Genomic DNA, 13,181 nt, shown 5'->3' with positions numbered 1-13,181 from the left:
CTTTCATGCTTCAAAGAATGAATAAACAACTAGAAAAAATCATGCCATTAATTACACCTGTAAGCGTCATCCTAGGTGTTTTGTTCAGTGTTTTACTAAAGGATTTTTCCTATTTAGTCCCTTGGATCTTTGCCTTTATGACCTTTGCAGGAAGCCTGAGTTCAAACTTTAAATCGTTAACAGAGGTTATCGCGCGTCCATTCCCTGTATTTTTGGCCATGTGTATTTTACATGTATTAATGCCGATTTGGGCTTGGGGAGTAGGGCATGTATCTTTTAATGGGGATAATTTTACAATTACCGGGTTAATCCTTGCGATGGTGATTCCAACAGGTGTTACAAGTTTTATTTGGGTTTCAATTTATAAAGGAAATATTCCGATGACCTTATCCATCATTTTAGTTGATACACTGCTTTCTCCAATCATTGTTCCTTATTCCATTTCTCTTTTTATGGGGCAAAAAATCGACATGGATTTCATGAGTATCATGAAGGGTTTATTTGGAATGGTGGTTATCCCTTCGTTAGTTGGTATGTTCCTAAACCAGCTAACAAAGGGAAGAATCAAAGATCAACTAGGTTCAAAGCTTGCTCCCTTTTCAAAAATCTGTATGGGGATCGTCGTGATGTTGAACGGTTCTGTCGTAGCTCCCTATTTACGACACGTTAATCTTAAATTGGTTCATATTACGTTGGTGGTCTTTTTTATTGCACTTACTGGGTACCTATTTTCCTTTTTATTAGGACGTTTAATTAAAAGTGAACGCAATACCGTGGTGACCTTAACCTTTACAGGTGGAATGCGGAATATTAGTGCAGGAGCCGTCATAGCCGTCTCTTATTTTCCAGCGGCAGTTGCCGTTCCAGTCGTGGTCGGTATGCTCTTCCAACAAATTTTAGCTTCGTTAAATGGACATTTTTTAAGTAAATATTATGAAAGAAAGATAGAACATCAAGAATCTAAATCTGTTACGGTATAGTTGATTTAAGGGAGTAAAAATGAATGAGTGAATTAAAAAAGGCCAGCGGATTTTTGACAGGAATTCAAAGCATTCAATGGGCGGTCTTAATGCTTACGAATATAATTGCTATCCCGGTAATCGTAGGGGCAGTCTTTCATATGTCTCCTGCTGAAATCTCAACCTTTATGCAGCGTATGTTGTTTGTATCCGGAGCAGCTACTTTAGTCCAGCTGTTTATTGGACATCGGCTGCAGGTTGCTGAAGGGCCTGCTGGTTTGTGGTGGGCGTTGTTCATTGTTCTAGGTGCCATGAGTGCTCCGTCGGAAAAAGGACATTTGTTGCAGCAATTAGAAATGGGGCTGATGATTGCCGGGATTGTTTTAGCCATTTTAGGATTTTTACCCTTCTTCGGGAAAGTTAAAAATCTGTTTACTCCGATTGTTACAGGTGTCTATCTCATTTTGCTTGCCAGCCAAATGAGCGGCCCGTTTATCAAAAGCATGCTCGGAATCAGCGAAACTGGTCATTTAAATGGGGAAATTGCGGCAGTCTGTATCATCGAAGTCCTGGCTATTTTACTTATCTCTTTAAAGGCGAAGGGGATTTGGAGAAGCTTGGGCCCTTTGCTTGGGATTGTTATAGGCTGGGTATTATTTCACCTTTTAGGATTAACCCATCCTAATAAAATGTATGAAACGTCGAGTTGGTTTACCTTCCCCAATCTATTCAGCTGGGGAGCTCCACAATTTGATTTTGGGATTGTCCTAACGTCGATTATTACGGCTATTATTTTAATTTCTAACGTAATCGCGAGTATCTTGGTGGTTGGAATTGCAACGGAGAGGGAAATTCAGCCGCAAGAGTATTCAAAAGGAATTTTCGGCAATGGAGTCAATTTATTTCTTTCAGGAATCTTCTCTGTTGTAGGGGTTGTACCATTATCCATTTCTGCAGGCTTTATCAGCACTACGGGAATTAAAGCGAGAATGCCCATAGTGGGTGGGGCTATTTTAATTATGGTTTCTAGCTTTTTTCCATATATAAGTGAGTTTTTTTCAACGCTGCCAATTGAGGTAGCCTATACATCCTTATTTATTCTTTTTTCACAAATAATGGGCTTTGGAATCCGCGACCTAATGGAACAAGTTCCATCATCAAGAAATTTGTTAGTGATTGGACTTTCGTTAATGGTCGGCATCGGCATGATGTTTGTGCCGACTAATAGCTTTGAAACCGTTATGCCCTGGCTCCGCAACATCATGGCCAATGGATTACTCGATGGTTTAATTTTATGTCTTATTTTAGAACATGTCGTTTTTCGGGAAAAAAAGAGTGCTGGTGTAAATATGAATTAGGTGATAAAAAGAAATCCTCTCAAGTTTTTGTGAGAGGATTTCTTTTTATTCTTTATCAAACCACAGAGGATCATCGATATCGACATCGCCATTATAGTTGATGAAGATTTCTTCTCCAGCCTTAATATCTTTATAGGCATAGAAGTCAAATGTGTGATTATCAAAGTTAATTTCATACCGCGCATTTGGTGTGTAGGAATGGTTAAACAGCATCCCATATCCTAAAAGAATGGCTGAGTGGTTTATTCCATACTCAAATGCATAATCTGCAAGAAGCGTCTTTTCGATGTGTTCATGTTCCTCATTCGGATAGGAAATGACTGGGGCCTCATGAATCAATTCCCCTTTTTTGATATCACAGGTCGCAAATACTCCCCGATTAAATTCTCCTGCACTGATAGATGAAGTCTTAATTTCAATCATATTACTCTCCTGTACATAGTTCTTTTCTTACTAGGATGTCATTTAGTATGGATAAATGCAAATATTTTTACTCCTCAATCGGGGCACCTGTATTTTATGTGGAAGAGAAGTATAATGAGTGTATCTAATTTCAGTTTTAAAGGAGTATTAAAAAATGAATATCATCGATCTGCATTGTGATGCCTTACTTAAGCTTTCAGAAGGAAAGGGGAGATTGCGCTTTGCCGATGCCCCTGAACTAGAGACAAATAAAGCACGATTACATAAAGGGAAAGTAAAAGTACAATGTTTTGCCATTTTTATCGAACCGGAGATTCCATCCGATCAAAAATTCCAGGAAGCCATTCAGCAAGTGGATTATTTTTATAAAGAAGTACTTGATAAAAATCCGGACATGGTCCAAATTCGGGATTGGTCTGACTTTGATAATCTTAAGCTTGGCCAAATTGGTGCGATGTTGACATTAGAAGGTGTTGACGCGATTGGCAATGACTTAGCGAAGTTGAATATTCTTTATCAACTTGGAGTCCGTTCGGTTGGTCTTACATGGAACAACGCAAACCTTGCCGCGGATGGAGCAGGGGAACCGCGTGGCGCGGGCCTTACCCACTTTGGTAAAAAAATCGTGAAATTTCATAATGAGCATAAAATCCTTACAGACGTTTCCCATCTCTGTGACAAGGCGTTTTGGGATGTCATGGAGATTGCCAAATATCCAATTGCCAGCCATTCCAATTCACGAACGCTTTGTAATCACCGCCGCAATTTAACTGATGTAATGGCAGTGGAAATGTTTAAAAAGGGTGGCTTAATTCATGTGGTTTATAATCCTCCTTTTGTAAAAGAGGAAGGTGAGGCAACGATTGCAGACCTGATTAAACATATTGACCATTTTTGTTCATTAGGCGGGGTAAAACAAATTGGGCTGGGTTCAGATTTTGATGGTATTGCTGAATTTATCACGGATTTGGAAGATGCTTCAAAAAGTCAAAATCTGATCAATGAATTATTAAAACATTATTCAGAGGAAGAGGTTAGAGGCTTTGCGGGCCAAAACTTCCTTGACAAGCGGCCGGGATTCGGACGATGAAAATAAGGGAAAGAGGGATAACCATTGGGAAACTGCCAATAGGTGAAAAGAACTGTATTACTGATGTGGCAGGGGTTATGGTTGGTCATGTAACATTGGATTCCCCCCTGGATGCATCGGGAAATGAGTATGCCTGCACAGGGGTTACGGCTATTTTACCGCATAACGGAAACTTGTTTCGGGAAAAAGTCACGGGTGCCAGTTATGTTCTTAATGGATTTGGAAAGACGACAGGACTTGTCCAAGTGAATGAACTTGGAGTCCTTGAATCGCCCATCCTATTAACAAATACCTTTGCAGTACAGGCGGTTGCCCAGGGGACATTACAATATATGCTTGATGCCAATCCGGAAATTGGAGAGACTACGGGAACCATTAATGTCGTTGTAGGTGAATGCAATGACAGTTACTTAAATTCGATTCGGCTGTTTCCGGTGAAACCAGAGCATGCGGTGGAGGCAATTCAAAAAGCCACCGGCGAGCAGGCAGCGGAAGGGGCAGTCGGAGCGGGAAAGGGAATGGTCTGTTTCGGATATAAAGGCGGAATAGGTTCTTCTTCACGAAAAATTGAAGAGTATACGATCGGCTGTCTTGTACTCAGTAATTTTGGGAAAAAAGAAGAGTTTCAATGGCAGCGCTATTTTTCAGAAGGAGAGGCACTTTCGGAAACGGCAGACGGCTCGATTATCATTGTCCTTGCTACCGATGCCCCGTTAAGTGACAGGCAGCTTACACGTGCGGCAAAGCGATGTGGTATTGGCCTTGGCCGGATTGGAAGTCATTTCAGCCATGGGAGCGGGGATATTGTCATTGCTTTTTCGACAGCACATAGAATTCCTCATTTTACCGAGGAGCTACTGGAAACACGTTCTCAGCTGCGTGAAGACCACCCCATTATGAATCAGTTTTTTACTGGTGCTGCCGAAGCATGTGAGGAAGCGATTCTTAATTCCCTATCACAAGCAGTCACTACAAAAGGGCGGCTCGGCCGAGTGGTGAACCATCTTAATTTAATAAAGGAATGAATGAAAGTGTATTTAACGGTTAAAGAAACAGCGGAATATTTATCGATACCAGAGGCAAACGTTGAAAAATTGATACAACAGCGAAAAATTCGCGCCCTTTTTGACGGAAATGAGTACTTAATTTATAAAGAGCAATTCACCACCCATTTGAGACAAATGGAAAAATACAAACAATTAGTGGAAGAAATCCTGAACGAACCGATTCCAGAAGACCTTGATATAAAGGATGAGGATTGATTTAGGTATGCATACGAATAATAAAGTTTATTAGCGATATGAAGGGGGATGATGTTAATTTGACAGAGGAACATTATGGAATGGAAATTGGTATTTACACATTAGGTGATTTAGTCCCGAATCCCCAAACAAGGAAGACAATCTGTCCAAGTGAGCGATTGAAAGAAATAATTGAAGCAGCAAAATTGGCTGACGAAGCCGGGCTTGATGTATTTGGGGTTGGTGAACATCATCGTTTGGACTATGCAGTATCGGCGCCCCCAGTTGTATTGTCTGCCATTTCACAAGTTACAAGGAGAATTAAACTGGCCAGTACGACAACTGTATTAGGGACAGTGGACCCTGTACGTTTATATGAAGATTTTGCGACGCTGGATCTTGTGTCGGCTGGCAGGGCAGAAGTCATTGCCGGGCGAGGGGCTTTTATAGAATCTTTTTCGTTGTTCGGGTATGATTTGGATGATTATGACGGGTTATTTGAAGAGCACATCGATTTATTTTTAAAATTGAATGCGAATGAAAAAGTGACTTGGAACGGTCAATTTCGTACGCCGTTGGTCGAAGCTGAAATTGCACCGCGGCCATTTCAGAAAAGGATTCCCTTTTGGGTTGGGGTAGGTGGTTCTCCGGAAAGCGCAGAACGTGCCGGTAAATTTGGAACAGGACTTACCATGGCGATTCTTGGCGGTGATCCGAAACGTTTTAAACCACTAGTAGATGTGTATCGACAGACAGCGATGGAGTCGGGGCATACACTGGAAGATTTGAAGGTGGCCGTCACAGGACATGCATTTATTGGAGAAACAACCCAGCAGGCAAAAGACGACTATTATCCTTATTATGCAAATTACCGGGAATTTTTCAGCCGTGAGCAGGGAAGAGAAAAAATGTCAAGAGCTGAATTTGATCAGCTTTCTGGACCGGATACAGCACTTTTTGTCGGAAGCCCACAGCAGATTATCGAAAAAATTCTGTCTCAATATGAACTTTTTGGACATCAACGCTATATTGCACAAATGGATATTGGCGGTATTCCATTCAAGAAAGTGGCTGAAAGCATCGAGCTTTTAGCAACGAAGGTAGCACCGGTTGTACGTCGGGAAACCAAAAAATCAATGATGGTTTCCAACCAATTATAGAGATTGCGGTACCAGCTTTAAATGGGCTGGTACTTTTTTATATTTATGGAAAACCAACTAAGAAAAAATTATGTAAAATTTGGATTTTTCACTTTTGTTAACTAGTTATATTAGTTATATTATTATCATGATTAGTTTTGGGGTTGTGATTAATAAGAAGGAGGCCGATTATATGAGTTTGCTTGCCATATTGAAGTCAATCAATTTAATGCTGAGATTTTTATTGGAACTTGTCTCACTTTTTTTCATGGGCTACTGGGGGTATAAAACTGGAAATGGTCCTGTGCAATGGGTTCTAGCAATTGGCGCACCCTTGATTATGGCGGTTATTTGGGGGGCAATGGGTGCTCCAAAAGCGGCAATACAATTATCTGCACCACTTCACTTGGTTCTGGAAATCATTGTGTTCGGCCTGCCTGTTCTATTATTTGGTGCAGTTGGAAAAACAGAGATTGCTTGGATATTTGGATGTTTATTGATAGTGAATAGAATCCTTATATATATATGGAAGCAGTAGATTCATAGGAGAATTTCCCTTGTGGCTTGATGAATTATATAATTGGGTTAGATTGTAAACTCCTAGCAAGGAAGGTAAAAGAATATGGCTGAAATTTTCTTAAAACGAATTTACGACCCGTACGACGAAATGGATGGATACCGGATTTTAATTGACAGGCTTTGGCCAAGAGGAATCTCAAAGGAATCGGCGAAACTTGATGAGTGGCTGAAAGATGTAGCGCCGAGCAGTGAACTTCGAAAATGGTTTTGCCATAAACCTGAGCTGTTTGAGAAGTTCACCGAAAAATATGTGGAAGAGCTCCGGAACGATGCAGAAAAGGTAAAAGGGGTTGACCACATTCTTGAGTTAGCCTCAAATGGCCGGGTAACGCTATTATATGGTGCCAAGGATCCCATCTATAACCATGCGATCGTTTTACAAGAAGAATTACAACGCAGATTATAAAAATCGGCCTGGGGACTTCCCAAGCCGATTTTTTTAAATGACATATAAGTAAACACATAAGAAATGGGCTAGGCTTCCGAATAAGATGAAAATATGAAAAATCTCATGAAATCCCATATGCTTCAACTCTAAAAATTTCGGTTTTGCCCCGTAAATTACACCGCCAATTGTATAAAAAATGCCGCCAGCAATCAATAATAACAATCCGAACGGGTTTAAACTACCTGCAAGGGGAGAGAAAACAAAAACAATCATCCAGCCCATCGCGATATAGAGGGCGGTTGAAATCCACCGAGGGCATGTAAACCAAACCATTTTAAAAACAACTCCGCAAATCGCCACAGCACCAATAATTGAAAAAAGAATCCAGCCAATTTTTCCATTTAAACTAATAAAACAAAAAGGTGTGTATGTACCTGCGATTAACACAAAAATCATCGAATGATCAAGTCTTCTTAAAAAGGCTATAACTTTATCACGGGCAATAACCATGTGATAGGTAGCGGATGCCGAATACAGTAATATCATACTGACTCCAAAAATAATGACCGCAGTTATGGTAAGTGGTGATGGACTGGTCATGGATGCCTTGATGACCATTGCCAGCAGGCCGATAAACGATAAAATGGCACCGGCTAAATGGGTAAAACCATTGATGGGTTCACGAACATATTGATACATTTTTAAATCCTCCCAACATATCATGTGGTTTTAATAACTACATATAATCATACCGATAAAACATTAACTAGTCAATATTTATTCGTTTAGGTATAATTGAATTAGAAATTGTTAAGAACGGGGTTTTTTCAATGGAAAAAATTAAACAGATAATGGAGCAGCTTGGCCTAGAGGCGAACCTGACTTTAGACGAAATTCCGAAGATTGATTTGTATATGGATCAAGTGATTCAAATATTTGAAAAAAAATTTGGCCAGTCGAAACGGAATGAAGATGACAAGGTTTTGACGAAAACAATGATTAATAACTATGCAAAAGGGAAGCTTATTTTTCCTATCCAAAATAAAAAATACTCCAAAGAGCATCTCATATTAATCAGTTTGATCTATCAGCTGAAGGGGGGCCTTTCGATAAACGATATTAAGGCCACACTGGATGAGATGAACAAAAAGATTATTATGGGTGACATTGATTTAGAGTCTTTTTATTCAAGCTATTTAAATCTTACTCAACAAAATGTAGAAGATTTTGAACAGGATATTGAGGAACGAGTAAAAGCAGTAAAAGATGAAGTGAAAGGTTTTAAGGAAGACGATTCACAGTATCCGGAGGAAGTTTTAATGATTTCGTCACTAGTCCACATGAGTAATCTATACCGACGGATGGCTGAAAAAATGGTAGATGGAATAATGGTAGAAAAAGAAGGAAAGCGCCATAGATGATGAATCTAAGACGGCGCTTATTTTTTTAAAGATGGTTCAAAATACTCCTTCACATTTGAAACCGTTGCATCTTGAATGCCTGAGCCAACTTCGACAGCTTTAGAGGCGGAATTTTTAATTACTATATTTTGAATTTGAACAGAATCAGCTCGATTTGCACCGCCGAAAACCTTAATGCTGGCTCCAGCGTTATGGAAATCACGAATGCTGACATGATTAAAGATGACCTTTTTCGCACGGTATTGGATGGAAATGACTGGATTTCCATTGAAGTCATAATCAGGGTCCCCGATCACGGTAAAGTGATTAATCACGACATTTTTATATCCCGATACGACCATACCACGAGGCGTTGAGTCCTTGTACAAATCTGAATAAACGGGCGCTATTGCGGCAAGATTGGTTGCCAAAAGATTAAAGGCCGTTTTCGACTCGTGATCCGTACTTTTATGATGGCCGATATGCCGAAAGTTAAAAGAACGGTTATCGTTAACGGAAAGATGGCCGATAATTTGCACGTTCGCGGCGGCGGAGGAATTCTCATGTGCTTTACATTCAACCCCACCGAAGCATCTAGCCGTAGAATTATTGACTAGCATAACGTCTCTGGAGCCATCATCGATTTCGATACCATTGGAATTTGAAAATCCTTTTTCATGTGCCCGTCCGCTTGGATCACACATATGAGAATAAGAAATAAGAATCTTTTCGCTGTGATGTGTGGTAATCCCGTCGTCTCCGAAACCATAGCCATTCAGGTTGTCCAACCAGACATAACAGCTTCCGCCCTTGGCCCGATAGCCATCCCCAGCATAATTGTACAGGGGGGAGGTAATATCAAAACAATGGAGACCGGGATTGATTGCTTCGACATCTTGAACCCAACCATAGGTAACATTCGCATAGGTTAAGCAGCTGGAATGGGTTCCCCAAGTGGCAGTCTTCGGAACGTCACCGAGCCTTTCAACATTCCAGTCTAATGTCATGCTTTTAACAAAAAGATGGTGATTGCCGCGCCAATGGTTGGCGTTTGTTATAAGTCTAGTCCCTTTTGGTGCGTCTCCGTGCAATTTGATAATTGTTTTCCCTTTTCCGTCCCCAATAAGAAAGATCCAGGAAGGCAGGCGAATTCCTTTCGTAATATAAATCCCTTCCGGTATATGAACCTTAACTCGGCCATTTCCAATCGCTTTTATAAAAGCAGCAGTGTTGTCGGTACGACCGTCCCCGATTGCCCCAAAATCGGCCACATTTACTACCTTAGTAAGATGACTTAATAGGTTGTTGTGCTCATGATCAAGCTTCTCTTTCCATTCAGGATAAACATTTCCTTTTGCATCCATCATTGTTTTTGAAGGAGCTCCGAGCTCTGTGACGGTAGACAGGGGGTGAAACGATCCTGATAGGATTTTCTCTAAATAAGCTTGCTTTTTTAGTCCATGGGGGACAGGATAGAGCTTTTTTTCTATGCACTGCTGGAAAAGCTCCTCCGTTTCACGTAGAGCTGTTTTCAAATCGACCTGACTGCCGTTCAGTTGAGTGAGAAGTTCTGCATTCTTTCTCGGGTCATGTTTTTTCTCTAAATAAAACAACTTTAATTCACCTCCATATTTCATAGAGTGACAGGCACCGTTTGTGGACAAAAAGGTTAAATTGTCCGTCTGGGGTGGATAGATTACTTGTTATTTTGTCTGATGCTCTTTATTTAGTGTTTTTATTATAAGGTAAAACTGTCAAGTGGTAAAATTGTGCTCATAAAAGTAATCTCGATGTAATTAAATCTGTTCAAATATTGGTAGATGGTCCATCGGACGATGACTTTAACCAATTAGGAGAAAAAGTTTTTTATAATTTAAAGTTTAGATAAAAAGTAGCCCTTCACAGGTAAGTGGAGGGTGTTTTTAATTCAACCTGAATGGATAATTTTTTAAAAAGGAAAAATACTAAACGTATGTTCGGAGGTGGAAAGAATGGAACAGCAGGATTTTGATAAGATTTATAAGGAATATAAACAACAAGGTGAGCACCAGGCACAAATGGAAGCTGGGAAGAGTAATCCGGAGGGAAAAGAGGAATTTGTTGCCGTTCGTAAAAATGATGATGGTGATATTATTGCGTTTAAAACTAGCAGTGGCCGGGAATTGGATTACATCACCGCATTAGAGGATGCCAAAGGAGGGAGGATCGCACATATCGATGTTTTCCATAAGTATGGCCGGGATATTATTAGAAGCGAGCCAGATGGAATTAAGGAAAATAACTTGGATCAATTACCTGAATTTTAATCGAAAAACCCCATCGCTGATAAATTGTCAATTATCGCAGATAAACACGAACTTATCGCAGATAAAAAAGGGAGTAACGCAGAAAAAACTTAAATGGCTAATAAAAATGCAACAAAAAATAGAAAAAATTGCCCCAATTCCAGGGGCAATTTGTATTAGCTATCTATTTGCAGCCTCATATTTGTTAATTTGTTCCCCATAGCTTAATGTTACACCGATTTCGTCCCAGCCATTTAGCAGCATTTGCTTAGGGTATGGAGCGATATCGAAATTGATTTCAAATCCTTCGTTATCAGAAACCACTTGCTTTTCTAGATCCACTGTTAATGAATACCCTTCGGTTTCTGCCTTTTTCATAAGAGTTTGTACTTGTTCCTCACTAGCTACAATAGCAAGAATACCATTTTTGACACAGTTGTTTTTAAAAATATCAGCATAGCTTGGGGCAATGATGACCTTAAAACCGAAGTCCTGAACAGCCCACGGGGCATGTTCACGGGAAGATCCGCAGCCAAAGTTATCACCGGCAACCAAGATAGATGCACCTTGATATTGAGGTTTATTTAAAATGAAATCTTCTCTTAACTTTCCTTCGTCATCAAAACGCCAGTGATAAAAAAGGAATTGGCCGAAGCCGCTGCGCTCAATACGCTTAAGAAATTGCTTCGGAATAATTTGGTCTGTATCCACATTTGTCCGGTTTAATGGACAAACAGGGCCTGTATGAATGCGTAACGGTTCCATTGATTAACCAACCTCCTGGGCAGTAAATTGACGGACATCGACGAAATGCCCAGCAACTGCTGCGGCAGCTGCCATTTCAGGGCTGACAAGATGAGTACGTGCCCCGTTTCCTTGACGGCCTTCAAAATTCCGGTTAGAGGTGGAAGCACAGCGTCCGCCTGAAGGAACGATATCGTCGTTCATGGCAAGACACATACTGCAGCCAGCTTCACGCCATTCAAAACCTGCTTCGATAAAGACTTGATCAATTCCTTCTTTTTCAGCAGCAAGTTTAACACTGAAGGAACCTGGTACAACAATCGCTTTTACAGAAGGCTTTACTTTATGGCCGCGAACGACTTCAGCTGCCTTACGTAAATCGCTTAATCGAGAATTGGTACAAGAACCGATGAAGACATGGTCAATTTCAATGCTTGAAATGGATTGGCCAGCTTCAAGGCCCATATATTCAAGTGCACGTTTGATTTCATCTTTTTCACTTGCTTTTTCAGCATTATCCGGATTTGGAACAGAAGCAGTAATTGGAAGGCACATGCCTGGGTTTGTTCCCCAGGTTACTTGTGGTTCTACTTCTGCGGCGTCAATTTCAACAACTGAATCGTAAGTAGCCCCTTCGTCACTAGCAAGAGCGCTCCATCTTTCAACAGCTTTTTCAAATTCTTCACCTTGTGGAACATGGCGTCTGCCGCGTAAATATTCAAAAGTGGTTTCATCCGGAGTAATTAATCCTGCTCTTGCACCAGCTTCAATGGACATATTACATACGGTCATCCGCTCTTCCATGGAAAGATTGCGAATCGCTTCACCTGTATATTCCATTACATAGCCTGTACCAAACTGAACCCCAAACTTACCGATGATGGCAAGAATCAAATCCTTTGCCGTTACGCCAGTGCCAAGCTTGCCATTTACTTTAACATTTAAGGTTTTAGGAGGTGCCTGCCAAAGCGTTTGAGTTGCTAAAACATGTTCAACCTCACTTGTTCCGATTCCAAATGCCAAAGCACCGAAGGCACCATGAGTAGAAGTATGGCTGTCGCCGCAAACAATGGTTTTACCAGGCTGTGTTAAGCCGAGTTCCGGGCCAATAACGTGGACAATTCCGTTATCTGGATGATTGATGCCAGCAAGGGTAACACCAAATTCTTCACAGTTTTTCACTAAAGTATCCATTTGGGTTTTGGAGATTGGGTCCTTGATTACTTCACGATTTTGAGTTGGGACGTTGTGGTCCATGGTCGCATAGGTTAGATCAGGGCGGCGGACTTTGCGGCCGTTCATTCGTAATCCCTCAAATGCTTGAGGAGAAGTTACTTCGTGAACAAGGTGCAAATCAATATACAATAAATCAGGTTTGCCATCTTCCTGATGTACTACATGCTGTTCCCAAATTTTTTGAATTATATTTTTAGGCTTTTGCATAATTCCCTTCCTCACGTTCTAATATTTTTAGGTTCACTAAATACTAATTTTTAAAAATATGGGTTCGGCCGCAAAAAGCGCGTCCAAACCCATAACTTTTTTAAATTATTAGGATTAATCATTTGTCTTTGA

At 40.5% G+C, this 13,181-nt stretch carries 15 protein-coding genes; 10 read left to right on the top strand and 5 right to left on the bottom strand.

Annotated elements, in window-relative coordinates:
* Positions 1–5: 5 nt before the first annotated feature.
* Entirely contained in the window at positions 6–980 is a 975-nt protein-coding gene (locus tag BIV60_RS05600) for a bile acid:sodium symporter family protein (RefSeq protein WP_071354739.1), read from the top strand.
* 23 nt (positions 981–1,003) lie between these two features.
* A complete protein-coding gene (locus tag BIV60_RS05595) occupies positions 1,004–2,317 on the top strand; it encodes a purine/pyrimidine permease (RefSeq protein ID WP_071354738.1) in 1,314 nt (437 codons plus the stop codon).
* Positions 2,318–2,362: 45 nt separating this feature from the next.
* Here the strand turns inward: BIV60_RS05595 and BIV60_RS05590 are convergent, their stop codons facing one another.
* The gene (locus BIV60_RS05590) at positions 2,363–2,740 is read right to left on the bottom strand and encodes an SET domain-containing protein (protein WP_071354737.1); all 378 of its coding nucleotides are present in this window, start codon (positions 2,738–2,740) and stop codon (positions 2,363–2,365) included.
* Between the two features lie 154 nt (positions 2,741–2,894).
* Here BIV60_RS05590 and BIV60_RS05585 point away from each other — a divergent pair, with 154 nt between their 5' ends.
* The 6 genes from BIV60_RS05585 (at position 2,895) to BIV60_RS05560 (ending at position 7,195) form a co-directional block, all read left to right on the top strand.
* Positions 2,895–3,830, top strand: coding sequence for a dipeptidase (locus BIV60_RS05585; RefSeq protein ID WP_071354736.1), 936 nt, complete (start codon positions 2,895–2,897; stop codon positions 3,828–3,830).
* Complete coding sequence (locus BIV60_RS05580; RefSeq protein WP_071354735.1) at positions 3,827–4,855, top strand: P1 family peptidase; 1,029 nt, start codon at positions 3,827–3,829, stop codon at positions 4,853–4,855. The genes BIV60_RS05585 and BIV60_RS05580 overlap by 4 nt, the downstream gene beginning before the upstream one ends.
* A 6-nt stretch (positions 4,856–4,861) precedes the next feature.
* Positions 4,862–5,092 (top strand): excisionase family DNA-binding protein, encoded by a 231-nt coding sequence (locus BIV60_RS05575; RefSeq protein ID WP_071354778.1) that lies wholly within the window; start codon positions 4,862–4,864, stop codon positions 5,090–5,092.
* Positions 5,093–5,172: 80 nt separating this feature from the next.
* Positions 5,173–6,231: an LLM class flavin-dependent oxidoreductase gene (locus tag BIV60_RS05570; protein WP_083402126.1), complete on the top strand. Its 1,059-nt coding sequence runs from the start codon at positions 5,173–5,175 to the stop codon at positions 6,229–6,231.
* Between the two features lie 94 nt (positions 6,232–6,325).
* A complete protein-coding gene (locus tag BIV60_RS05565; RefSeq protein WP_083402114.1) occupies positions 6,326–6,748 on the top strand; it encodes a YrdB family protein in 423 nt (140 codons plus the stop codon).
* Between the two features lie 84 nt (positions 6,749–6,832).
* Positions 6,833–7,195 (top strand): DUF488 domain-containing protein, encoded by a 363-nt coding sequence (locus tag BIV60_RS05560; protein WP_071354732.1) that lies wholly within the window; start codon positions 6,833–6,835, stop codon positions 7,193–7,195.
* Between the two features lie 33 nt (positions 7,196–7,228).
* Here the strand turns inward: BIV60_RS05560 and trhA are convergent, their stop codons facing one another.
* Positions 7,229–7,876 (bottom strand): PAQR family membrane homeostasis protein TrhA, encoded by a 648-nt coding sequence (gene trhA / locus BIV60_RS05555; protein ID WP_071354731.1) that lies wholly within the window; start codon positions 7,874–7,876, stop codon positions 7,229–7,231.
* 131 nt (positions 7,877–8,007) lie between these two features.
* On the opposite strand from trhA, the gene BIV60_RS05550 reads away from it, so the two are divergent.
* Positions 8,008–8,598 (top strand): DUF1836 domain-containing protein, encoded by a 591-nt coding sequence (locus BIV60_RS05550; protein ID WP_071354730.1) that lies wholly within the window; start codon positions 8,008–8,010, stop codon positions 8,596–8,598.
* A gap of 17 nt (positions 8,599–8,615) precedes the next feature.
* Here the strand turns inward: BIV60_RS05550 and BIV60_RS05545 are convergent, their stop codons facing one another.
* Positions 8,616–10,214: a glycosyl hydrolase family 28-related protein gene (locus BIV60_RS05545; RefSeq protein WP_071354729.1), complete on the bottom strand. Its 1,599-nt coding sequence runs from the start codon at positions 10,212–10,214 to the stop codon at positions 8,616–8,618.
* A 354-nt stretch (positions 10,215–10,568) separates the two neighbouring features.
* On the opposite strand from BIV60_RS05545, the gene BIV60_RS05540 reads away from it, so the two are divergent.
* Positions 10,569–10,883 carry a DUF3892 domain-containing protein gene (locus tag BIV60_RS05540; RefSeq protein ID WP_071354728.1) on the top strand — a complete coding sequence of 105 codons (315 nt, stop codon included), beginning with the start codon at positions 10,569–10,571 and terminating at the stop codon, positions 10,881–10,883.
* A gap of 159 nt (positions 10,884–11,042) precedes the next feature.
* Here BIV60_RS05540 and leuD read toward each other — a convergent pair whose 3' ends face one another.
* Both leuD and leuC read right to left on the bottom strand, forming a co-directional pair.
* Positions 11,043–11,627, bottom strand: coding sequence for a 3-isopropylmalate dehydratase small subunit (leuD, locus tag BIV60_RS05535; RefSeq protein ID WP_071354727.1), 585 nt, complete (start codon positions 11,625–11,627; stop codon positions 11,043–11,045).
* Between the two features lie 3 nt (positions 11,628–11,630).
* Complete coding sequence (gene leuC, locus BIV60_RS05530; protein WP_071354726.1) at positions 11,631–13,049, bottom strand: 3-isopropylmalate dehydratase large subunit; 1,419 nt, start codon at positions 13,047–13,049, stop codon at positions 11,631–11,633.
* Positions 13,050–13,181 lie beyond the last annotated feature (132 nt).

Source organism: Bacillus sp. MUM 116, from assembly GCF_001866655.1.
GTDB lineage: Bacteria > Bacillota > Bacilli > Bacillales > Cytobacillaceae > Neobacillus.
Note: the sequence above shows the minus strand (reverse complement) of the source record. Positions and strands in the feature narration are given on the sequence as shown.

Excerpts from the sequence above, each read along its gene's own strand:
- BIV60_RS05550 (WP_071354730.1), top strand. The coding sequence starts at position 8,008 with ATGGAAAAAATTAAACAGATAATGGAGCAGCTTGGCCTAGAGGCGAAC.
- BIV60_RS05600 (WP_071354739.1), top strand. The coding sequence starts at position 6 with ATGCTTCAAAGAATGAATAAACAACTAGAAAAAATCATGCCATTAATT.
- leuC (WP_071354726.1), bottom strand. The coding sequence starts at position 13,049 with ATGCAAAAGCCTAAAAATATAATTCAAAAAATTTGGGAACAGCATGTA.
- BIV60_RS05540 (WP_071354728.1), top strand. The coding sequence starts at position 10,569 with ATGGAACAGCAGGATTTTGATAAGATTTATAAGGAATATAAACAACAA.
- BIV60_RS05590 (WP_071354737.1), bottom strand. The coding sequence starts at position 2,740 with ATGATTGAAATTAAGACTTCATCTATCAGTGCAGGAGAATTTAATCGG.
- BIV60_RS05585 (WP_071354736.1), top strand. The coding sequence starts at position 2,895 with ATGAATATCATCGATCTGCATTGTGATGCCTTACTTAAGCTTTCAGAA.
- leuD (WP_071354727.1), bottom strand. The coding sequence starts at position 11,627 with ATGGAACCGTTACGCATTCATACAGGCCCTGTTTGTCCATTAAACCGG.
- BIV60_RS05560 (WP_071354732.1), top strand. The coding sequence starts at position 6,833 with ATGGCTGAAATTTTCTTAAAACGAATTTACGACCCGTACGACGAAATG.
- BIV60_RS05595 (WP_071354738.1), top strand. The coding sequence starts at position 1,004 with ATGAGTGAATTAAAAAAGGCCAGCGGATTTTTGACAGGAATTCAAAGC.
- BIV60_RS05580 (WP_071354735.1), top strand. The coding sequence starts at position 3,827 with ATGAAAATAAGGGAAAGAGGGATAACCATTGGGAAACTGCCAATAGGT.
- trhA (WP_071354731.1), bottom strand. The coding sequence starts at position 7,876 with ATGTATCAATATGTTCGTGAACCCATCAATGGTTTTACCCATTTAGCC.
- BIV60_RS05570 (WP_083402126.1), top strand. The coding sequence starts at position 5,173 with ATGGAAATTGGTATTTACACATTAGGTGATTTAGTCCCGAATCCCCAA.
- BIV60_RS05545 (WP_071354729.1), bottom strand. The coding sequence starts at position 10,214 with ATGAAATATGGAGGTGAATTAAAGTTGTTTTATTTAGAGAAAAAACAT.